2 protein-coding genes (1 of these 2 cut by a window edge) are annotated in these 24,641 nt (G+C 49.7%); one reads left to right on the top strand and one right to left on the bottom strand.

Annotated elements, in window-relative coordinates; translation table 11 throughout:
• Positions 1-780: the 3' portion of an alpha/beta hydrolase gene (locus tag MKY98_RS00425; protein ID WP_069011247.1), read on the top strand. 255 nt of this gene lie to the left of the window's left edge; 780 of the gene's 1,035 nt are visible here — the last part of the coding sequence; its start codon lies off the left edge, out of view; the stop codon is at positions 778-780.
• 109 nt (positions 781-889) lie between these two features.
• On the opposite strand, the gene MKY98_RS00420 is transcribed toward MKY98_RS00425, so the two are convergent.
• Positions 890-24,619 carry a non-ribosomal peptide synthetase gene (locus tag MKY98_RS00420; RefSeq protein ID WP_069011246.1) on the bottom strand — a complete coding sequence of 7,910 codons (23,730 nt, stop codon included), beginning with the start codon at positions 24,617-24,619 and terminating at the stop codon, positions 890-892.
• Positions 24,620-24,641 lie beyond the last annotated feature (22 nt).

Here is a 24,641-nt window from a genome sequence, read left to right as displayed (position 1 = left end):
AAGCTGTCATCATTCGCCACTGTTGTATCCTATGACCGGGCAGGCTATGCCTGGAGCGAGGAGGCTGCTACTCCACGAACCGGGGAAAACATCGTTCGGGAGCTTCATCTCGCCTTAAAAAACGCAGACATCCAAGCTCCTTATATCCTGGTAGGCCATTCTCTCGGAGGGATGTACTCAAGACTGTACGCGCAGACCTACAAAGACGAAGTGGCAGGATTGGTTCTGGTGGATGCCAGGCCTGAGAATGACGCTCGCCGGACAAATGAGATCTATGCCAAAGAACGACCTAAGGTCAATCCCTCCCCGTTAATATCCATTCTCCTAGAAAAGTCAGGAGCATTTCGCCTGTTTCCCAATTTTATGCTAACGGGTCGAGTCGAATATCAAGATAGAAACTCTTTTGTGAATATTGTCGCTTCTTCTAAGTACTTTCGATCTGTTGCGGAGGAAGGTGATCTAGCAAGCACTACCGAAGATGCCATACGGGGACAGCATCTGGGCAACCTCCCTGTACGTGTAATTGCCCGGGGCGTTCAACAAGATTTGACTCAGTTCGGTATTAGTAAGCGCGGAAATGATCAGATCGAACAAAGCTGGCAAATGGGACAGCGCGAGATGCTTAACATCTCTACAAACAGCAAATTTATTGTTGCCAAGAAGAGCGAGCATATGATCATCCATGATCAACCGGAGCTTGTCATCCAGGTCATCCGTGAACTCATCACCGACACCAGTCATTTTCAGTCAACCATGTCTAAAGCATACACAGATGATTAGGGACTTTATATGTTAAGGACAGCATAAAAAAACAAAAGACGCCCGAGTTCCTTCTATATAAAGGAATCCGGGCGTCTTTGCTACCCTACACTATTCTCGTTGATTGATCTTAGGACAGAATAGGCTTGTTTTTAGATGAGGCTTCTGCAATTTTACCAAGTATTTGTTTCAGTACTTTAGCATTTTCCCCGACAAAACCGGAATCAAGCAGCACATCATGCGTTCCGATGACTTCGTATTCTTTGTATTGACCATGCGTCGCCTGTTGCCATAACAATTTATCTAATGATGTATCCGGACCAATACTATCATCCTCTGCAATCAGAGCATGGATATTCGCATGAACTTCACCTGCGTTAATAAGCTCATCGCGGTAGGTGGAGTAAACCAACATTTTGTCCATGACTCGCTCCCTGTCGGCTGGATCGGCGAGGAATACTTTGTACTGCTCCCTAATGCTATCCAGCACCGTCTCGACAATCTCTTCAAGCTCCTCAGGTGTCGATTCATCCTTGGACATCTTTCTCATAGCATCTACCATAATAATGTCACCAACATGGTAGCCTCGGCTTTCCATAGCTTTAGCTACCTCGAAGGCGAGATTTCCTCCAAGTGAGTATCCAAGGAATACATATGGGCCCTCGGCTTGAATGTTCACGATGGCATCGATGTATCGATCCAGCATATCTTGGCCCTGGAAACGATCGCCGATAAATTCCATCCCGTACACCTCGCAAAGCCCATCCAGCTCCTTGGCCATCTCATAGTACCCCAGAGAGTGACCTACCCGAGGAGGGAAGCAAAATACTTTAAGCGTTCCTTTCCCTGGGAAGTGGATAATTTCCATTTCTTGTTCGTCGGCAGTAGTTGTTGCCTGCAGCTTGAAAATTTCATGCGCCATTTCTTCCACAGTTGGCAGATTAAACACGGCCTGGAGTGGGAGATGGACGCCCATATTAGACGAGATCCTTTGGATCAAGCCCAATACTTTCAGGGAATGGCCCCCAAGGTCAAAGAAATGATCTCTGATCCCGATTTCCTGTACGCCGAGCACCTCGGACCAAATCTGAGCGAGCTCTACTTCTGTCTGCGTACGTGGCGCGATATACTCCGCTGTGCTCCGCAGAAGGGTTTCTGGTGCCGGTAGCGCTTTGCGATCCAATTTGCCATTCGGATTCAGCGGCATTTGTGCGAGCTGTACGAAAGCAGACGGAATCATATAGCTTGGCAGCTCGCTGCCCAGTGCTTCGCGTAATACGCCCGCTGCGAGCCCTTCCTCGGCCACAAAGTATGCGCAAAGCTGAGTACTTCCGCTGGAGTCAGCCAGTGCTAGAACAACCGCTTCCTGCACCGATGGCACCCTCAGAATTTGTGCCTCCACTTCTCCCAGCTCAATGCGGTAACCCCGGATTTTTACCTGGTGATCGATCCGTCCCAAATACTCAATATTCCCGTCTGGCAGCCATCGGGCCAAATCGCCCGTTCGGTAAATCCGTGCTCCCGGTTTGTACGGGTGAGGAATGAACTTCTCTGCCGTCAGGTCCGGCTGGTTGAAATACCCCCGCGCTACCCCTTCGCCTGCAATGCAGAGTTCTCCCGGTACCCCCACAGGTGATACCTGAGAAGCGCTGTCCATCATCCATACTTGGACGTTAGCGTACGGTTTGCCGATCGGCACATGCGTTAGAGCCGCAGTCTCAGGGCTAGTTGTATATCGGGTCGCATATACGGCCGCTTCGGTAGGACCATAGATATTCTCCAGTACTGCGTGTGGAGATACTTTATAGTACTCTTCTACAAGTTTGGCAGGCAGCGTCTCGCCGCAGGCAAACAGGTATTTCAGAGTAAGGAATCCTTGGGTGCCGCTTTCTTTCAAGTATTGAACGAGCACACTGAGCATCGATGGCACCAAATTAAGATGCGTGATTCGGTTCGTATCCACAGCCTCCAGCAGTGCCATCGGGTCTTTGTCCACGCCTTGTGGCAGGATCACGAGAGTCCCCTGTCCAAAGAACCAGCAGAACAGCTCTGGCACAGAGAAGTCAAAGGTGAATGTCGTTTTGAGCAGGAAACGGTCGCCTGCCAACATCGGATATTCAGCTTCCAGCTGACTCAGCGTATGGACGGCAGAGCGGTGTTCAATCATTACACCTTTCGGCTTGCCGGTTGAACCTGACGTGTAAATGATATACGCCAGATGCTCCGGCCCCGCAATTGGCTCCAGATTCGAGCTATCCTCATGGTACGCCTGCGGATCATCAAGTGCCAGGATCGTGCCAGTGAACGGGAACCGATCTTTAAGATGGTTCTTCGTCAGCAGAAGCTTCGCCCCCGAATCCTCCAGCATGTGGCGAATACGGTCTTCTGGGAACTCCGGATCAATCGGTACATAGGCCCCACCAGCTTTTAGAATGGCATGGATACCAATGATCATCTCAAGCGAGCGCTCGACCATGATGCCAACTGGTTGGTCCGGTCTGACCCCTTGGGCACGCAGTGTACGTGCAAGACGGTTCGCCTGCTGATGAAGTTCTCCATAGGTAAGCTTCGTTTCTCCGTAAACAAGTGCTGTACGATCCGGTGTGAGCGCAGCTTTTTCCTCAAATATGCCGTGGAGGGTCTGCTCACGCGGATAAGGAGCTACTGTATCTCCCCACACCTCTATTATTTGTGATTTCTCTTCTGGCGTGATCAGTTCCAGCTCATCAATACGGATAGCAGGTTGTACAGATACGCTTGTCAGAATTCTCGTCAAGTGTCCTTGAATCCGTTCCACGCTCTCCCGGTTATAGACGCGAGCATTATATCGATACAAGAACTCCAGACTACGTCCCGGCAGCACAATAAGGTTAAAATCATAATTCGTCTGTTCAAACATCTGAACATCTGTAATTTTGTATTCAGCCTCTTCACTGGCAATTTTCTCTTCCAGATGCTCTTCTACCGGGTAATTTTCGAACACCATAATATGAGAAATCAAATCTTGCTTTTGTTCGCTCTGTGCTTGAATCTCATAGAGCGGATAGGAATCATAAGCATGTCCTGCCAAATATAATTCCTGCTGTCTTTTCATCACATGGGAGAACGTATCGCTTCCCTCGGCCTGAACCCGAACTGGAACTGTATTAATGAAGAGACCGATCATGCTTTCGATACCCGGAATCTCGGCAGGTCTTCCCGATACCACACTTCCGAAGACGATATCCTGGCTTCTATTGTAGCGCTGCAGCACGATTCCCCAGGCTGCTTGCATCAGCGTATTCATTGTCACCTGATGCTGTTTGGCCACCTGTTCCAGGCGATCGGTCAGTTCCGCATCCAACGTGAATACCAGCTTCTCCGACACATAGGCCTCTGCTTTTGCCGATGGCTGTGTGATGGCTTGTGGCAGCTTCGTCTGCTGCTCGTAGCCTTTCAGGTACCCTCTCCAGTAAGAGGATGCCTCTTCCTCGCCTTGTTTCTCCAACCATTGAATGTACTGGCTGTACGATGCTGCTACAGGAAGCTCAGGTTCCCTTTGCTCACGTAGAGCTCCGTATGTTTCAAACACTTCCTGGAGCACAAGTGGCATACACCAGCCATCCAAAATGATGTGATGAGAGCTCCACAACAGATGGTAATGCTCTTTTGCAGTACGTAGAATAGCAACACGCAGCAAGGCTTCATTCGCAAGATCAAAGCCTCTTGCTTTGTCTTGGGCAACATAAGCTGCAAGACGCGCTTCTATTTCAGCGGAATCCAGCTCATGCAAATCCTCGTATACGAAATCGCATGCTCTTTCTTTGAACACAATCTGTATAGGGAAATCGCCCCATCCAGCATGGAAATTCGTTCTCAATATGGCATGCCGTTTCATCAGTTGCTGTAAGCTGCGTTTGAAAACCTCAGGATAGAACACTCCCTGAATTTCAAATGTGGCCTGCTCAAAGTAGACCTCTGAATGAGCCTCCAGCAAGCTGTGGAACAACATCCCCTTTTGCATCGGCGTCAGTTTATACATATTCTCAATACTACCGATATGCCGTGTCTGCTCTTCTAACTCCTCAATCTTTTCCAAGCTGATATCTTTGAGGAGTACATCGCTTGGTGTTAGTTCTGTTCTTTCCTTACTTACGCAATGTCCAATGACTTCACTAAGACAGTTCTTCAGAATGCCAACAAACTTAGCCACGGACTCCCCGTGGAACTGATGATGGTTATAGCTGACCGAGAGTTGAAGCTGCCCTTCGGCAATCAGTCCATTAATGTTCAATGCCTGATGCTGCACCATCTGCTCACTGACCTCAGGTCCTACGGAGTAAGGCGATACTTCCATCGTCCCTCCTGCAAGATCCTGATCGAACTGACCCAAGTAGTTGAACGTAATCTCCGGTTCAGCCGAGAAGGAGGAGGTATCGGGACTGTCGCTTAAATATTTCAAAATCCCATATCCGACACCTTTGTTCGGGATACGACGCAAGCCTTCCTTTACATGCTTGATTCTGGCCCCGATCTCCAATTCCCCGTCCATCTCAAGGGCGACAGGGTATTGACTTGTAAACCAGCCTATTGTGCGAGTAATATCCAGTTCCGGTACAACAGGCTCCCGCCCATGTCCCTCCAGAAGGATGCCTACACGTTCGATTCCCGTCCACTCGTGAACAGCCATACCAAGGGCTGTCAGGAGCAGATCGTTGACCTCCGTATTGTAAGTACGGTTCGCTTCTTTCAGGAACTGCTCTGTCTCTTCTGGTGACCATCTGACCGTGATAGCCTCGCTATCCTTGATGAGAAGTGCGCCATCTACCTTGTCTTTGGGAAGAGGGACAAAGCCATCTCCTTCTACCTCTGCCCAATAGCTGAGTTCTTGTTCAGCCGCCGGGCTGTTAGCAAATTGTGTGATTCCCTCAACCCATGCACGGTACGAATCCGTCTTCTGCGGAAGCTTGACTGCTTCTCCACGTGCTGCCTGCTCGTAGCCTTCCTGCAGGTCCTCAAAGAGGATACGCCAGGATACGCCATCCACAGCCAGATGATGAATAACGATCAACAGATGTTCGCCTTCCGCACAGCGGAACAGACCCAGTCTAAAGAGAGGTCCATCCTCCAGAGAGATGCTGCGCTGAATGGCTTCCGCACCCGCTTCTATTGCTGAAGCCGGGTCTGTCTCATCCCGCAGGTCGTGGATTTGGAGGCTATAGAGTTCACCCTCACCTACGCTCCGGTTCCAGGCCTCCAATCCCTGCTCTCCTTGGCGGAACACCAGTCGTAAAGCATCATGATGCTCTGCAATTGTCCGAACAACCTCGGCGAGCGCATCGGTATTGAAGCCATCCCGTCGGTACAACATGACCGACTGATTAAAGTGATGCAGATCCATTGACTGTTCATCGAAGAATCTGTGCTGAGCAGGTCCCAGTCTTACCGATCCGTGTACCTCGCTTTGGTCCGCAATTCGGCTGACCACACTAACGCGCTGCGCCAACTCTGCAATTGTCGGATAACCGAACAAATCCTTCATTTCAAGCTTGTAGCCTGCTTGAAGAAGCCTTGAGGATACTTGAATGGATTTGATCGAGTCACCTCCAAGTTCAAAGAAATTATCATGAATGCCGACAAGCGGCACGCCAAGTACACCTTGCCAGATTGAAGCCAAAATGTTCTCCACATCCGTCCGCGGAGCGGTAAAGTCTGCTCCCGCCTTTATACCCGAGTTCGGTTCAGGCAGTGCCTTGCGATCCAGTTTGCCATTCGGTGTCAGAGGCATCACGTCCAGTTGTACGAAGTAAGACGGAATCATATATGCAGGCAGTCCGGCAGACAGTTCGTTTCTCAGCTCGCTGACAGACATTTCGCGATCCGCTACAAAGTAAGCACACAGAGACTTCTGTCCATTGGCGTCTGCCCACGCAACAACGAGAGCTTCCTCGACAAGGGGCATATCCAGCAACTTGGCCTCAATCTCACCAAGCTCAATACGATAGCCCCGTATTTTGACTTGATGGTCAATACGCCCAATGTACTCAATGTCTCCATTAGGAAGGCGACGAGCCAAATCTCCGGTGCGATACATATTTCCTTCCGCAGCGAACGGATTCCTAATGAATTTTTCTGCGGTAAGATCCGGACGGTTCAGGTATCCACGGGCTACTCCGTCCCCGGCGATGTACATTTCGCCCTCCACACCTAACGGTACGAGACGAAGCTGTTCATCCAGGATATGAATGTATATATTGTCTGACGGCAAACCAATCGGTACGGATTCCCGTGTATCCTTCGCAGGATCGTACAGGTGAATCATGCAGCCGACGACCGTTTCGGTTGGTCCATATTCATTGTAGATTTTGATATTGCCACCAAAGAGGTCGGTAATCGTTTTTGACAAATGTGTGGTCAGATTCTCTCCACCCACAATAAGCTGCTGAATGCGACTCTCTACCGGGATGGTCATATCTTTAATCAGACTGAGATGCGTCGGCGTCAGCTTGAGAATATCCACCGCATTTTCGCGCAAAATATGCTGAACAACCTCCGCTTTATCTATACCATCATAAATCCGTACTATTCCTCCATTTATTAACGGAGTAAACATTGATGTCATCGTCAAGTCAAACGAAATGGACGAATACAGCGGGAAGTCCGTTGGTTGCCCTGCACAATAGACTTTATTGGCCCACCAGATGTAGTTCACGATTCCTTTATGGTTAATCATGGTTCCCTTCGGATTTCCTGTTGTACCCGAAGTATAGATTAGATACACCAAATCGTTTCCTCTCACAGGAATATTAGGATTATTCACTCCAGCTCCGTAGATGTGCGGGGCATCCAATTCCATAACCATTCCCTCAAAGGCCGCTAGTTTCGTCAGGTGGCTCTGTGTGAGCAGAATCTCAGCGCCAGAGTCCTTCAGAATATACTGAATCCGCTCCTGCGGATATTCAGGATCAATCGGTACATAGGCTCCGCCCGCTTTGAGTACCCCCATGATGGCAACCAGCAGTTCCACTGACCGATCCGCCAACAGCCCCACTACTTGTTCACTCCGTAGTCCTTGGGCTATCAAGGTGGAAGCTAGTCTGTTCGCCTGCTCGTTCAGCTCCCGATATGTGATCTGGATGTCGCCGCTTATTGCCGCGATCTTATCCGGCGTACGGGCCACCTGTTCCTCAAACAAGGTATGCAGGCCCTGATCACTTGGGTAGACATGAGCCTTGCCACCCCAGTCAAGCAGGTTTGTCCGTTCCTCAGATGTTACAATCTCCAGGTCCTGTATCGTCGCTTGCGGATGAGTAGCTACCTGATCGAGCATTTGCAATAAATGTCCTCCGATTCGCACAATGCTTTCTTGCTCGTAGACCGAAGCATTGTAGCGAATGCAGACCTTAATGTCTTCGCCTGGAATCACAACCAGGTTAAAGTCATAGTTGGTTTGTTCAAACATGGTGAAGTTGGCAACTTCGAGATTGTCCTCCGTTTGATTACCCGATTGCTCCACCTGTTCGTCGAGCGGGTAATTTTCAAAGATCATAATATGAGAAATCAGGTCCTGCTTTTGGGTTGTTTTCCCCTGAATCTCATACAGTGGATAGGTATCGTAGACACGACCAGCCAATGATTGTGCCTGTGTACGTTTCATTACCTCGACGAAAGCCTCGTCTTTGGATGACTGTACACGGATAGGTACTGTATTAATAAACAGACCCACCATATTCTCGATCCCTGCAATCTCAGCCGGTCTACCCGACACAACGCCGCCGAAAACGACATCCGAGCTGGCATTATAACGTTGAAGAATCAGTCCCCAAGCTGTCTGCATGAGTGTGTTGACGGTCACGTGATTGCGCTTCGCGACAACATCCATTTTACCGGTCAAAGATGCACCCAGATGGAGAACATGCTCTTTTAGGACATAGCCCGCTTCTTTGGCTTGAGATTTCGTTTTACCTTCCGGCAATACGGTATTCCCGTCATAATCTTCGAGATATTGGCTCCAATATGTTGAAGCTTCTTGATCATCCTGTGCATCAAGCCACTCGATATAACGGCTATAGGGCTGAGCTGGCGGCAGGACAGGCTGTAATTGCTGTTTCTTGGCAGAATAATAATCGAACAGCTCCTGTGTAATGATCGGGATACACCAGCCATCCATAACAATATGGTGGAAGCTCCACAATACAAGACAGCTTTGATCCTTCTGCAAGACGGTCACTCGCATCAGCGGATCATCTGACAAGCTGAACCCCTTAACCATATCTTCAGCAATATAAGCCTTGATCCGGGCTTCTTGTTCCTGCATAGATGCGTCGCGCAAATCTACGTAGTGCAGAGGGATTAACCGTTGCTTAAAGACAACTTGCAGCGGTACATCCGCAATGTTGTTGTAAAAGCCGGTACGTAGTATGGCATGTCGTTGCACCAAAGCCTGGAAGCTCTCGAAGAAGATATCTACATCGAAGCTGCCACGCATCTCAAACGTTGCCTGTTCGAAGTATGAAGAGGAATCCGGCTCCAGCAGGCTGTGAAACAGCATGCCCTTCTGCATTGCCGTCAGCTTGTACACATCCTCAATCTCTCCGATATGAGCCGTCTGCGCCGTAAGTCGATCAAGCTGCTCCAATGTTAATCCTTGGAACAGAACATCACTAGGTGTAAGCTGTGAACACTCCTGAGCTACACAATGCCGGATGACCTCACTAAGGCTTGACTGTAATAATTCAGCAAAATGACTCACCGTCTCGTTACGATACTGCCTGTTGCTGTACGTAATCGTCAGTGATAGCTGTCCTTCAGCAATCATGCCATTCACATCCAGAGCATATTGCTGTGGTGTGAGATCGCTGAGCGCCTTACCGACTGAATGTGTAGACAAGCTAAGAGCATTCCCCTCCAAATCCTGGTCAAACTGTCCAAGGTAGTTGAAGGAAACTTCTGGTTCTACGCTGAATCGAGTGTCTTTTTCCGGTGCCATATATTTCAGCAGACCGTAGCCGATACCTTTGTGCGGAACCTCTCGCAAATTCTCCTTGATGCGCTTGATCCGGGTAGATACTTCCTGCCCATCTTGCAGGTTCAGCAGAACAGGGTACTGAGTTGTGAACCAGCCCACGGTACGGGTAATATCCAGATCTGGTATGATCATTTCCCGTCCATGTCCTTCAAGGTTAACCAGAACCTGCTCCATGCCTGTCCAGCGCTGAATAGCTGCTCCCAGAGCAGTCAAGAGTAAATCATTCGTCTCCGTATGATAAGCCCGGTTTGCTTGTCGCAACAGCAGCTCTGTTTCTTCAGCAGACCACGTTACCGTAACCGACTCGGTATCCCGAACGGTGCCTGGCTCCTGATCCTTATCCTTGGGCAGTGGAGCCAGAAGCGTCTCCTCAATCTGCTGCCAGTATGAACGCTCCTCGTCCAGGGCAGGACCTGCTGCATACTTCGCCGCTTGCTCGGACCATACAAGATACGAATCGGTCTTTTGCGGAAGAACAATCGTTTGTCCATTCAACGCCTGCTCGTATCCTGTTGCAATGTCTTCAAACAGGATGCGCCAGGACACACCGTCAACCAAGAGGTGATGAATGACAATCAACAAATGATCGCCATCTTCACAATGGAACAGGCCTAGCTTGAACAGTGGGCCACCTTCCAAGTCAAAGCTTGCCTGAATGGCATTGGCTTGGGCCTGAACCGCAGCTGTCTGGTCTTCCGCCTGCCGCATATCAGCAATGTCCAATGTGTAGAGCTCGCCTTCATCCGTTCCCCGATTCCAAGCTGCGTATCCAGCTTCTGTAGGCCGGAAAACCATGCGCAGCGCGTCATGATGGATCGCAATTTGGTCCATTGTCAATCGGAGTGCAGCCTCATCAAAGCCGTCTTTCCGATAGAGCATGACGGCATGATTATAATGGTGCGGCTCCGCTGTATGGCGTTCAAAGAACCAGCGCTGAATTGGCATTAACTCTGCTGCACCCTTAATTTCGCCCTGTTCCGCTGTACGTCCGGCTGCCTGAAGATACGGGCTGAGCTCGGCAATTGTCGGATATTTGAAGAGATCCTTCATCTCTAATTTATATCCAGCTTGGAACAATCTCGAGGACACTTGAATCGCCTTGATGGAGTCACCACCCAGGTCGAAGAAATGATCGTGGATGCCGACCTGCTGTGCTCCCAGCACACCTTGCCATACGGAAGCCAAAGCTTCCTCAGCCTTCGTCCTTGGCGGTTCATAAACCGCTCCAGTCTGCACATTGGCCTCCGGAGCCGGAAGCGCTTTGCGATCCAGTTTGCCATTTGGTGTCAAAGGCAGCTGTTCCAATTGCATAAAGTAAGATGGAATCATATAAGCCGGCAGTTCGGCAGCCAAGGCTTTTCTCAACTCTCCTACCGTCAGCATCTGATCGGCTGTGAAATAGCCGACAAGCACTTTTTGTCCACTTCCATCCTCTTGGGCGAGCACAACGGCCTCTCTTACAGACGGAGCATGGAGCAGCTTCGCTTCCACTTCACCTAGCTCAATACGGTAACCACGGATTTTTACCTGATGGTCAATCCGTCCCAAATACTCCATGCTGCCATCCGGCAACCAGCGTGCCAAGTCACCCGAGCGGTACATACGCTCGCCTGCTTCGAACGGATGAGCGACAAACTTCTCTTCCGTCAATTCCGGTCGGTTCAGATAACCTCGCGCCAGACCTACGCCCGCCACATAGAGTTCACCTGGAATGCCAATCGGCTGTGGACGGCGTTGTTCATCCAAAATGTACGCTCGCAGCGTCGGAATCGTGGTGCCGATATTGCTGCGGCCCTGTTCAATTTCCAACTCTGTAATTTCCTTGTAGGTTACATGCACGGTCGTTTCGGTAATGCCGTACATGTTAATGAGCTGCACTTGCGGATACTTCGTTCTCCAGTCCTTGAGCAGGGCCGGAGCTAATGCCTCTCCACCGAAGATAATCATACGGAGGCTCAGTTCTGCCGCCTGATGACCGAGCTCTTCCTGTAGCAACTGGTAGAAGTAAGTCGGTGTCTGGTTCAAAACGGTGACCTTCTGATCCTTAAGCAATTGTAAGAAACGATCTGGACTCTTCGCGGTAAGCGATGGAACGATGACCAACCGTCCTCCGTTCAGCAATGCTCCGTACATTTCCCATACAGAGAAGTCAAAACAGAATGAATGGAACAGTGTCCACGTATCCTGAGGACCAAAGTCAAACATATTTTTATCATTAAAGAGCAAGCGAACTACATTTTTATGCTCAATCAGTGTTCCCTTTGGCTTGCCTGTCGTACCCGATGTGTAGATGACGTAGCCAAGATTCCCCGGTCCGGCTGCAGGCTCCAGGTTTGAGACATCCTCCTTGTAGGAAGCCGTTTTGTCCAGACTTACGATATCCCCGGCGAAGGAGACCCGTTGCTCCAGATGCGCTTGTGTCAGCAGTAGCTTGGCTCCTGAATCCTCAAGCATAAAGCGAATGCGGTCTTCTGGATATTCAGGGTCTACAGGGACATAGGCCCCGCCTGCTTTCAAGATGGCTAAAATTCCGACCACCATTTCAAGGGAACGATCCGCCATGATTCCAGCCAAACCGTCTGGTTGCAAACCACGTTCCCTCAGCGTTCGGGCAAGTCCATTGGCCCGCTCGTTCAGCTCGATGTAGGACAGGGTTGCATCTTCACATACGACTGCCACTGCATTCGGAGTACGTGCGGCCTGCTCCTCGAACAGCGCATGGATCGTCTTGTCACGAGGATAATCTGCCTTGGCTTCGTCCGGCGCTTTCATCAGCCTTGATTTTTCCTGAGGTGTCACGATATCAAGGGATGACAACGGCAGTGCCGGATTGGCGATGGCTTCCCGAATAAGCTGTACAAAGTGGCCTGCCATCCGATCAGCAGTCTCTTGCTTGTAGATCGCAGTCGCATACTCAAGCGTGCAGTTCAATGCCCCGTCTGCTTCTTCACTCACGGTCAACGTAAGATCGAACTTGGCAGCCGGATGTACATTATCGTAAGGAGTGAAGCGCAATCCTTCTATTTCTTGTTCTCCCTGATCGATATTTTGCAGGACAAACATGGTATCAAATAGTGGGTTACGGCTCAAATCACGCTGAAGCTCCAGCTTTTCTACCAGCTCCTCGAACGGGTAATCCTGGTTTTCATAGGCCCGCAGCGCTGTTTCCCTCACTTCCTGCAGATAAGCCTCGAAAGGCTTCTCTCCTTCTGGATAAGTACGAAGTGCCACTGTGCCGACGAACATACCGATGAGGCCTTCGAGTGTCGCATGGGATCTTCCTGCCACAGGTGAACCGACGATGACATCTTCCTGACCTGTGTACTTGTGCAAGAGCGCTGTATAGGCTGCCAGCAGTACCATGAACAGAGTGGAACCCGTTCGGGTAGCCAGCTCCTGAAGTGAAGCACTCAGAGAAGAATCAATTTGGAAGTCGATTCGATCGCCCGCAAAGCTTCGCACCGCAGGACGAACTTCATCTCCTGGCAAATCCAGCACTGGCAAGCTTCCGCGGAAAGCATCCAGCCAGTAAGCCTCCTGGGCCTTAAGACGCTCGCTTCCGAGCTGCTCTTGCTGCCATACCGCATAGTCTGTGTACTGGATCTGTAGCTCAGGAAGTACGTCCTCCTCTTGGTAGAAGCGGAGAAACTCTTCTATGAGAATATTCATAGAAACCCCATCTGAGACAATATGGTGCATGTCAAACAATAGTAAATGGCGCTCATGTGCAATTCGAATAAGGCCGACCCGCAGCAATGGAGCTACACCCAGATCAAAAGGACGGACGAACTGCTGAAGGGTAGCTCCTGCCTCTTCCTCGCTCAACTCCGCATATTCCACAGCAAACGGAACATCCGTCAGGAGCTGCTGTACAGGTTCACCGTTCACGGTCACAAAACGAGTACGCAGCGAACCATGACGATGAATCAGACGACGGAATGCCTGCTCTAGTCGTTCCCGATCCAAAGCTCCCTCAACGGTAAGAATACCTGGCATATTGTAGCTCAGCTCTCCACCTTCCAGCTGACTTAGAATAAACAGTCGTTTTTGGGCAGAGGACAATGGATAATGCTCTCTCGCTCCCGCTGTAGGAATTTCTTCGAAATTCAGCGGTGTATAGCCCTCAATAGCACGGGCCAATCCTTCAATAGTAGGAGACTCGAACACTGCTCTCAGACTAATCTCTCGATTCATTTCCTTGCGAATTCGTGAGACTAGCAGGGCTGCACGCAGTGAATGACCTCCAAAATGGAAGAAATTATCCTTCACTCCCGCATTCTCTACACCTAGCACCTCTTGCCAGATTTGGGCTAATTGCATTTCTACAGGTGTCTTTGGAGCCTCAGATGAAGCAACTGCCCATCCACGCTCGCCCTGCAGCGCTTTTCGATCGATTTTTCCGTTCGACGTCAGAGGCATATCGTCCATTTGTATGAAGCGGGAAGGGATCATATATCCAGGTAACATCTCCGACAGGACGGCCCGAAGTTCGGATACCTCAAGTTTCTGAGCGGCTACGAAGTAAGCGACTAGATCTTTGTAGCCATCATTGCCCTCTACAGCCATGGCCACGACTTCCTGAACGGACGGCACTCTGAGCATTTGTGCTTCTACCTCGCCTAGCTCGATACGGTAGCCGCGGATTTTGACTTGGTGATCTATTCGACCTAAGTACTCGATGGTTCCATTCGGTAACCAGCGAACCAAGTCACCCGTCCGATACATACGCTCTCCTGGAGCAAATGGATTGTCCACAAACTTCTCGTCCATTAACTCAGGCTGGTTATGATACCCCCGCGCTAACCCGATACCCGAAATGCATAGCTCTCCAGCTACACCGACAGGTTGCAATCTAAAATGGTCATCCAAGATGTACACACTATGGTTAGCAATAGGTCGTCCAATAGATACAATATCCGTTGCTCCCTCACTGTCCGGGACAGACCAGATTGTGGTGCATACGGAGTCCTCTGTTGGGCCATAGCCATTAGAGTAACGTACATGCTTCCTCCACTCTTCGATCAACTCGATCGATGCGGCCGATCCAGCGGTTAGCAAGCACCGCAGTGTTGGCAAACGCTCTGGATCAAGGTGGATAGCGTAAGCGGGTGGCAAAGTCGCTACCGTAATCCCCTTATCGTTCATGAACTGCTCGAACAGGGCATGATCTAAAATATCTTGTGGAGAAGGGATGCACAGAACAGCCCCGTGGCTCAGCGCCGTTAAAATTTCCGAAACCGATGCATCAAACGACAGGCTTGCAAACTGAACGATCCGATCCTGCGGTGTAACTTCGAAGTGTGTCCCGTATACGTCCGAAAGATTGGGTAGTCCCCGATGCTCGACTAATACGCCCTTAGGCTGACCCGTCGTACCTGAAGTGTAGATCACGTAAGCCAGATCATCCGGGCCGGCAGTAGCCTCCAAATTCGAGGTGTCGGCATCATAGGTCGATGATTCATCCAGCAGCAAAACATTTTCCGTCCATCCGAGATGCTCCAAGAGATGGGCCTGTGTAAGGATCAGCTTCGCCCCGGAATCTTCAAGCATGTAACTGATTCGTTCTTTCGGATACTCTGGATCGATTGGAACATAGGCACCCCCGGCTTTCATAATGCCGTAGATCGCAACGATCATTTCGAGCGACCGTGCAGCAATCAGTCCCACCAGATCTCCCGTCTTGATTCCCTGAGTACGGAGCCTTCTCGCCAGTCCATTGGCTTTTGCATTGAGCTCGGCGTAGGTCAGCATCTCGTCCCCAAACAAAAGGGCAGTCGCGTCTGGCGTTCGTCCCGCCTGTTCCTCCAACAGCCCGTGGAACGTGTTACATTGCTCGTAAATGCCTGGTGTATTTCCCCATACGTTCAGAATCTGTTCTTTCTCCTGCGGCGTGACTAATTCTAGAGCATCCACGGAAATTGCAGGATTCTCCACAATTTGTTCCATCAGGTGGAACAAGTGGCCCTTGATTTGCTCGATCGTGGCTGGATCATAGACGAGCGCATTGTATTGGAACAACAATCTCATCTCTTTGCCCGGTAGAACAATTAAGTTAAAATCGTAATTCGTTTGTTCAAGAAGCTCCGCTTCCTCAATCTCAAAGGCAGCCTCGCCACCACCCAGACGCTCTACTTCCTCTTCCACAGGATAATTCTCAAACACCATAATATGAGAGATGAGATCCTGCTTCTGATCCGTCTGAGCCTGAATTTCAAACAACGGGTAGGTGTCATACATATGAGAAGCCATATATTGTTCCTGCTGCTGCTTCATCAGAACCGTGAAGGGGAGATTCTCCTCTGTCTTCACACGAACAGGAATCGTATTGATGAACAAACCAATCATCCGATCAATGCCCGGAATTTCTGCTGGTCTGCCTGATACTACACTTCCGTACACGACATCCCGGCTACCGTTATAGCGTTGAAGTGCAATGCCCCAGAGGGACTGCAGCAATATGTTCATCGTGACATGAGCATCCCTGGCCACCTTTTCAAGGCGCTCAGTTAATTCCTTGCTGAGAGGATAATTCAGCTTTTCTGCTACATAGCCTTCTCCCTTACTTGCTCCACCGACTTGAGGTAAAAGCGTCTGCTGCTCGTAACCGGCCAGATATCGGCTCCAATAGTTGGACGCAGCTGCTTCATCCTGCTGTTCCAGCCATTCGATATATCGACTGTACGGATGAACCTCTGCCAGCTGCGGCTCTCTTCCTTCCAGAAGGGCAAAATAGTGTTCAAATACCTCCTGCGTAATTAACGGAACACACCACCCATCCATGACGATGTGGTGAAAGCTCCATAAGAGACGGAAGCTCTCTTCATCTGTTTGTAAAATCGATACACGAAGAAGCTCGTCTTCAGCCAGGTTAAAGCCCCGTGCTTTGTCCTTAGCACCAAATGTCTTCAGGTAAGCCTCACGCTGCGATGCATTCATCTCCCGCAGGTCTTCGTACACCAATTTAGCGCCTCTGTGCCGAAATACAACCTGCAAAGGCTCGCTGCCCCATCCGCTGTAAAAGTTCGTGCGCAGGATGGCATGACGCTCCACCACTGCATCCAGACTGTGTCCGAAGGCGTTCGGATCAAAGCTACCTTTAAAGTCAAAAGCAGCCTGCTCAAAATAAGCGCCTGTATGCGGCTCAAACATATCATGGAACAGCATGCCCTTCTGCATCGGCGTCAGACTATATACATTCTCAATATCGCCAATGTGGCTCATTTGCTTAGAAAGCTCCTCCAGGTCGGCAATGCTTAGACCTTTCGCAAGCACGTCGCTTGGTGTCAATACGGTTTTTTCTTGGGTTACGCAATGCTGAAGAAGCTCCCGCAGGCTTTCTTCAATATATCCAGCGAGCTGTTCCATCGTAGATGACTTATACTGTTTTCCGTTATAAGTAATCGTCAGAGTCAGGGCTCCGTCCGTCACCATGCCATTGATATCTAGCGTATAGGCCGGTTCCTCCAACAAGCTTTGCGCGCTTCCGGTCGGATAAGGAGAGATCTGCAATGAGCTTCCTTGCAAATCCTGATCAAATTGCCCCAGATAGTTAAAAGAAATCTCAGGTTGCAAGCTGAAGCTATCTTCATCCAACTGACTTGCCACCGTTTTGAGCAACCCGTAGCCAATACCTTTGTTCGGAATTCGGCGCAACCCTTCTTTCACAGACTTGATCAAGGAGGCCACTTCCGAGTTATCCCCCAAGTCTAAAATCACCGGATATTGACTTGTAAACCAGCCGACGGTACGGGTGATGTCAATATTCGGTATAATCGGCTCACGACCGTGCCCTTCCAGATTCACAGCAACCTTTTCGATCCCAGACCACTTGGATATCGCCATGCCTAGAGCAGTCAATAGCAAATCATTCGTCTCTGTTTGATAAGCACGGTGGGCTTTTCTCAACAATTGGTCGGTTTCTTCTATAGTCCATTGTGCTGTTACTACTTTGCTATCCTGTAAAAGAAGGCTTTCCACAGCCTCATCCTTCGGCAACTGTTCGAGTGGCTGATCCTTCAGCTCTCTCCAATACGCCCGATGAGTCTCCATTTCAGGGCCTTCCGAATAACGAGCAAGGGCGTCACCCCAGTCACGGAAGGAATCCGTCTTCTGCGGGAGTGTCAGTGCTTGGCCTTGAATCACCTGCTCATAGCCTGCTGCGATGTCCTCGAACAAAATCCGCCAGGATACTCCGTCCACCACCAAATGGTGGATCACGATCAGAAGGTGGTCTCCATCCTGACAATGGAAAAGCCCTAACTTCAGCAGCGGGCCTTCTGCCAGATGGATACTGCGCTGAATGTCATCCGACAGCGATGTAATGGCTGCAGTCGGATCGGATTCATTCCGTAAATCAACGGTGAACAGGCTATAAAGCTCTCCTTCTTCAAGATCACGATTCCAAGCTTCGTAGCCATGCTCTGTCTGACGGAAAACCATACGAAGGGCGTCATGATGCTCAGCAAGTTTTCTCAGCACCTGATGCAAGGCCTTTTCCTCAAACCCCTGTTCACGATACAGCATAACCGCTTGATTGAAGTGATGAGGCTCTGACTGCTTCCGGCCAAAGAACCACTGTTGGACTGGAGTCAAGCGAGTCGCTCCACGCACAACTCCCTGTTCAGCCATGTGCACAGCCGTCTGTATTTCCGCGCCTAGCTCGGCAATGGTTGGCGATTTGAACAGTTGCTTCATCTCTAACCGATAGCCGGCCTGCAGTAACCGTGACGACACCTGAATGGCCTTGATGGAATCTCCACCCAATTCAAAGAAATTGTCATGGATACCCACCTGTTCGGCACCCAGCACCCCTTGCCAGACAGACGCCAAAGCTTCTTCGGCCGGTGTACGAGGAGCTGTATACTTCCGTCCTGTATGCGCACCTACTTGCGGAGCCGGCAGAGACCTGCGGTCCACTTTTCCGTTTGACGTTAATGGCATACGATCCATCTGAATAAAATAGGATGGCATCATATAGCCCGGAAGTACCTGCGATAGGGCAAGGCGTAGTTCGCCTGCCGTGAGCGCACGATCCGCCACATAATAAGCGCAAAGCTGCTTCTCTCCAAGCTCATCCGCGCGAACGACCACTACGGCGTCGATTACTGACTCCACCTTGGCCAGTTGGGCCTCGATTTCAGGGAGTTCGATGCGGTAACCACGTATTTTGACCTGCTCATCAATTCTTCCTTTAAACTCCAAATTCCCATCTGGAAGCCAGCGTACCAAATCCCCAGTTCTGTAGCAGGGTTCTCCGTCCTTCACAGGACTAGGGACAAATTTCTCTGCTGTGAGATCAGGACGATTGAGATATCCGCGCGCTACACCTTCACCGCCGACAATGAGTTCACCCCAAGCACCAATAGGCTGTAATTGCAGCGATCCATTGACCACATAAGCGGTCGAATTACTAATTGGGCGACCAATCGGTACGACCCCTTCGGCACGACCTGGAATCTCGTAGGTGGTGGAGAAGGTCGTATTCTCTGTCGGACCATAGCCATTGATAGGGACAAGATCAGGATTAGCCTCGATTACACGATTCATATGAGATATGGACAGTACGTCACCGCCGACTAGTAATGCTTTGAGCCCTCTGAACAGGTACTCATCCTGCAGGGAAAGCTGATTGAAAAGCGGTGAAGTAAGCCACAATGTCGTAATCCCGTACTTGGCAATAGCTGCTTTGAGCCTATCGGCAATCAGAATGTCGTCATTCTCTACGAAATAGAGCTGTCCACCGTTAAGCAAAGCTCCCCATATCTCGAATGTAGAAGCATCAAAGGCCACTGCTCCCGTTTGCAAAATCCGCGTAGATTCATTCAGCTCCACATAGTTGGTCTCTTTGACCAGACGAACCACGTTCCGGTGTTCCACCATAACGCCCTTCGGTCTACCCGTCGTACCCGATGTATAGATGACATAAGCAAGCCCCTGCGATCCCTGAGCAGTCTCCGGCTGGGCAGGTTCAGCTGCATAAGCCTCTTCACTGCTAAGATCGACAATCGGTATACCGTAGTCTACATTTATAAGCTCGCTCTTTTGCACCAATAATAGCTTGGCGTCCGAATCATTAAGCATATAACGCACCCGATCTTCCGGGTAATCAGGATCAATAGGCACATAGGCTCCACCCGCTTGAAGCACCGCGAGCATACCAATGACCATTTCGATGCTTCGTCCACCCATCACGGCCACAGGCTGCTCCCTTAACGTTCCCAAACGACGCAGTGTTTGGGCCAATCGGCTCGCCTTGTCTTCCAATTCAAGGTACGTTAGCTGGACATCGCCGAATACAAGCGCCGTCTGCTCCGGTGTACGCTTGACTTGTTCTGCGAACAGCTCATGAATGGTCTTGTGGCTTGGATAAGGAGTCGATGTCGCGTTAAATACTTCAACGATCTGTACTTTCTCCTCCGGTGTGATCATTTCTATCTCGGCCAGTTGCAACTGGGGATTGGCCGAGACTGCGTGCAGAATCCGGAGCAAGTGCGTTGCAAGTCGCTCTACACTTTCACGGCGATATAAAGCCGTACTATACTCGAGGCCAAAGGCTAATTTTGAGCCCTTCTCCTCTACATTGAGGGACAGGTCAAATTTGGCTGTGACGGTGTCCATCAAGTAAGGAGTAAAGTGCACTCCGTCCATTTCCTGCTCTTCCTGCTCGGTATTTTGTAATACCAATAGGGTGTCAAAGAGCGGATTGCGGCTGACATCACGTCCTACGCCCAGCTTTTCGACCAATTTTTCAAAAGGGTAATCCTGATGCTCAAACGCCTTGAGCGCTGTTTCCTTGATTTCCAGAAGATAATCCTGAAAGGTTTTATCTCCTGCCGGGTAGCTGCGCAAGGCCAGTGTGTTGACAAACATTCCGATGATACCCTCAAGCTCAGCCTGCGGCCTTCCGGCTACTGGAGAACCTACGACGATGTCCTCCTGTCCTGTATATTTGTGCAGTAGTACCGAATAAGCAGCCAGCAATACCATATACAGTGTAGTACCTGTACGGGATGCAAGCTCTTGTATCGCCTTATTTCCAGACTCATCCAATGTAAAATCAATTCGGCTTCCCTCGAAGCTTCGAACCGAAGGTCGTTGGAAGTCTGTAGGCAGATCCAATACTGGCAACTCTCCTTCAAAGGCTTGCAGCCAATATTTCTCAAAATCTTGCCATTGGTTCTCTGACTGTTCCCGTTGCCATACGGCATAATCCTTGTACTGGATGTGCAGCTCTGGTAGCTGTTCTCCTTGATACAAATGAGTAAGTTCCTCTATCAATATTTGAATAGAAACCCCATCTGAAATGATGTGATGCATATCAAACAGCAACAGATGACGCTCCTCCTGGAGCTTCACCAAGCTAACACGCAGTAATGGAGCCTGACTCAGATCAAAGGCACGAATAAAGCTGTGAATGAGCGTATCCGTCTCCTCCACCGAAGCCTCTGTGTAGTTCAACACGAACGGCACATTCCTATGCACACGCTGAACAAGCTCTCCATCCTGCATATAAAAGCCGGTTCTCAGGGATTCATGGCGCTGGATCAGTGCCTGGAACGCAGACTCCAGCCGCGTGCGATCCAACGGTCCATCCACCGTGAAGACCCCTGGCATATTGTAGCTGAGCTCTCCCCCGTCCATCTGTCTCAGCACGTATAACCGCTTTTGCGCTGAGGACACTGGGTAAGCTTCGCTTTCCGCCGCCTGTGGGATGGATTCGTACATGGTTGGAATGTGTTTCTTCACAAGTTGCGCCAAGGATTCGACTGTAGGTGACTGAAACACCTCACGCAGCGAAATGCTACATCCCAATTCTTTGTGAATCCGTGAAACGAGCACTGTTGCCCGCAAGGAGTGACCCCCAATTTCAAAGAAATTATCCCTGACACCAACGCGGGTAACACCCAAGATATCTTGCCAAATGAGTACCATCTGAGCTTCCACAGCAGTTCTCGGAGCCAAATAAGCCTCGCCGGATTGTACGCTGCTTTCAGGAGCCGGCAACGCACGGCGATCCAGTTTGCCATTTGGCGTAAGCGGCATTTGCTCCAGCCGGACAAAATAAGAAGGAATCATGTAAGCGGGGAGTTCCGCTGCCAGCTGAGACCGCAATTCCCCCGGCGAAAGATCACTGGAGGCTACATAGTAGGCGCACAGCAATTTTTGGCCCTGTTCGTCTTCCCGTGCGAGGACAATCGTCTCCCGTACGTTCGGAGCCTTGAGAATTTGGGCTTCTACCTCGCCAAGCTCAATTCGATAGCCGCGAATTTTGACCTGATGGTCGATCCGCCCCAAATATTCAATATTGCCATCAGGCAACCAACGAGCAAGATCCCCCGTTCGGTACAGCCGCTCTCCCGCCCGATACGGATGTTCAACGAATTTCTCAGACGTCAAATCCGGCCGATTCAAATACCCACGGGCAAGACCGTCCCCCGCAATGTATAGCTCTCCCGGAACCCCAACAGGCTGCAAGCGTCTTTGCTCATCGAGAATGTAAGCGCTAAGTGTGGGGATCGTTCTGCCAATATTGCTTTTCCCCGCTTCAATCTCATGTTCCGTGATTTCCTTGTAGGTGACATGGACCGTTGTTTCCGTAATTCCGTACATATTAATCAGCTGCACATCAGGATACTTGACCCGCCAGTTTCTCAGAAGAGATGGACTTAAAGCCTCTCCACCAAAAATGATTTTTCTAAGGCCAAGCTCTGTCGAAGAGTGCGTTAGTTCTTCCTGTAGCACCTGATAAAAATACGTCGGCGTCTGATTTAAAATGGTGACTTGGTTATCTTTCAACAACTCCAGGAAAGCTGCTGGGCTTTTGGCTGTGAGAGATGGAACAATCACCAATTTCCCTCCATAAAGAAGCGCTCCGTACATCTCCCAAACGGAGAAATCGAAGCAGAACGAATGGAATAGCGTCCACGTATCCTGAGAGGTGAAATCAAATAAATTTTTATCGTTAAAGAGCAGTCGAACTACATTTTTGTGCTCAATCAGCGTGCCCTTCGGCTTGCCGGTTGTACCCGACGTGTAGATGACATAGGCCAGATGGTTTGGTCCCGAAATGCTCTCCAGGTTGGAGGCATCTCCTGTATACGTTGTAGAATCGTCCAGGCTCACAAGCTTTCCGTCAAAAGTGGTACTCTCCCACAGATGACTTTGGGTGAGCAACAGACGGACACCTGAATCCTCCAGCATATAATGGATACGCTCTTCCGGATAATCGGGGTCAATCGGTACATAGGCACCCCCTGCTTTCAAAATGGCCAACATCCCGATGACCATCTCCAAGGAACGGTCAGCCATAATCCCTACGAGCGTATCTGCCCCTACTCCCTCGGAGCGCAAATATCTCGCAAGCTGGTTAGCCTGCTCGTTTAGAGCTAGGTATGTAATGCTCTGCTCGTCCATCTGAACGGCTACATGATCTGGCGTGCGCTCGGCTTGTTCCTCAAATAAGCCATGGATGGTCTTCTCACGTGGATAATCGACTGCAGCGCCTTCCGAAAGAGCCAAAATGGATTGCTCTTCGGGTTCGCCCAATAAGTTTACCTCTGCGATAGAAAGCTGAGGTGAATGAATGATCTGCTCGGCGATCGTAAGCAACTGGGAAACCATGTCCTTAACTTCGCTGCGTTCAAACAGCTCCGTCCGATAATCGACATCCAGTACCAGTTCGCCTTCATCCAGGATCTCTACGATATGAAGTACGAAATCGTTCACTTCGTCCCCGCAGAAATCATAATCCGTCAAAATACGCACATCATCCAAATCAACCCAATTGATAAGACGATATTCCATTGAAACGCCAAAAAGCCGCTGAATATCCTTGTTACCATGCATTTCTCTAAGATCCTGAATTAACTGATTGTATGGATATTTCTGATGCCGCAGGACTGACATCTGATCTCTGGCTACATCCTGCAGGAAGCTCAACACATCTATATCCTTTTTGACGTATGTTCTGGCAGCAGCAGTGCTGACGAACATACCTATCTTTTGCTTCTCTTTTTTGTTCCCCCGGTTAGCGAACGAAGTGCCAATCACCACATCCGGCTGATTCGTCATTTTGTGTATGTAGATATACATCGCACCCATGAAGAACTGGAACAAAGAAATCCTATTCTGTTGGCAAAATGCTTGCAGCTCGTGATATAGCTCTTCTGGTACGGTAAAATGCTCCCGAACGGCGTGGGTGCTTAAAGATAACGGATTATATGACTTCCAACCCGTAAGCTCAGGCAAATCAGAAAATTTATCCAGCCAGTAAGCCTTATCCTTTTGGTATCTGTCAGAAAGTTCGTATGCATTCTCATCTGCAATATATTGAATATACGAGCAATCGTCGCCCAGCTTCGGTTCATTTCCTTGAATTAACTCCATGTAAAATGCTGTCAGCTGATTGCCATAGACCACCATTGATATTCCGTCAGAAATAATATGGTGCATCTTGATATTAATCCAATACTCTTCCTCGCTAATCTTCACAATTAAAAACTGGAAGAGCTCAGAATCCAGCAGGGGCAAGGGTTTGCTTTTGTGTTGCTCAAGTAAGGCTTCCACCTTAGATACACTTTCATAGTGACTAAGATCCAGGCACTCCAACTGTCTCTCTTCATAAGGAACGACGTACTGCTGAGGCACTCCATCCACTGAGGTAATACGGATGCGGAATGCATCATACTGTTTGATAATCAAATTAATGGACTGCATAAAGGCAGCAATATGGATATGCCCCTTCATCTTAGCTGTACCGGAAAGCTGTGACACTGACGTATCTGGATAGAGTAATTCGGTATACCATATACGCTTCTGCGCATTTGTTAAATCATATAACTGCATGTCATTCATCTCATTCACTCCTATTCCATGA

This window comes from Paenibacillus sp. FSL M8-0228, from assembly GCF_038007385.1.
GTDB lineage: Bacteria > Bacillota > Bacilli > Paenibacillales > Paenibacillaceae > Paenibacillus > Paenibacillus polymyxa_D.
Note: the sequence above shows the minus strand (reverse complement) of the source record. Positions and strands in the feature narration are given on the sequence as shown.

Excerpts from the sequence above, each read along its gene's own strand:
- MKY98_RS00420 (WP_069011246.1), bottom strand. The coding sequence starts at position 24,619 with ATGAATGACATGCAGTTATATGATTTAACAAATGCGCAGAAGCGTATA.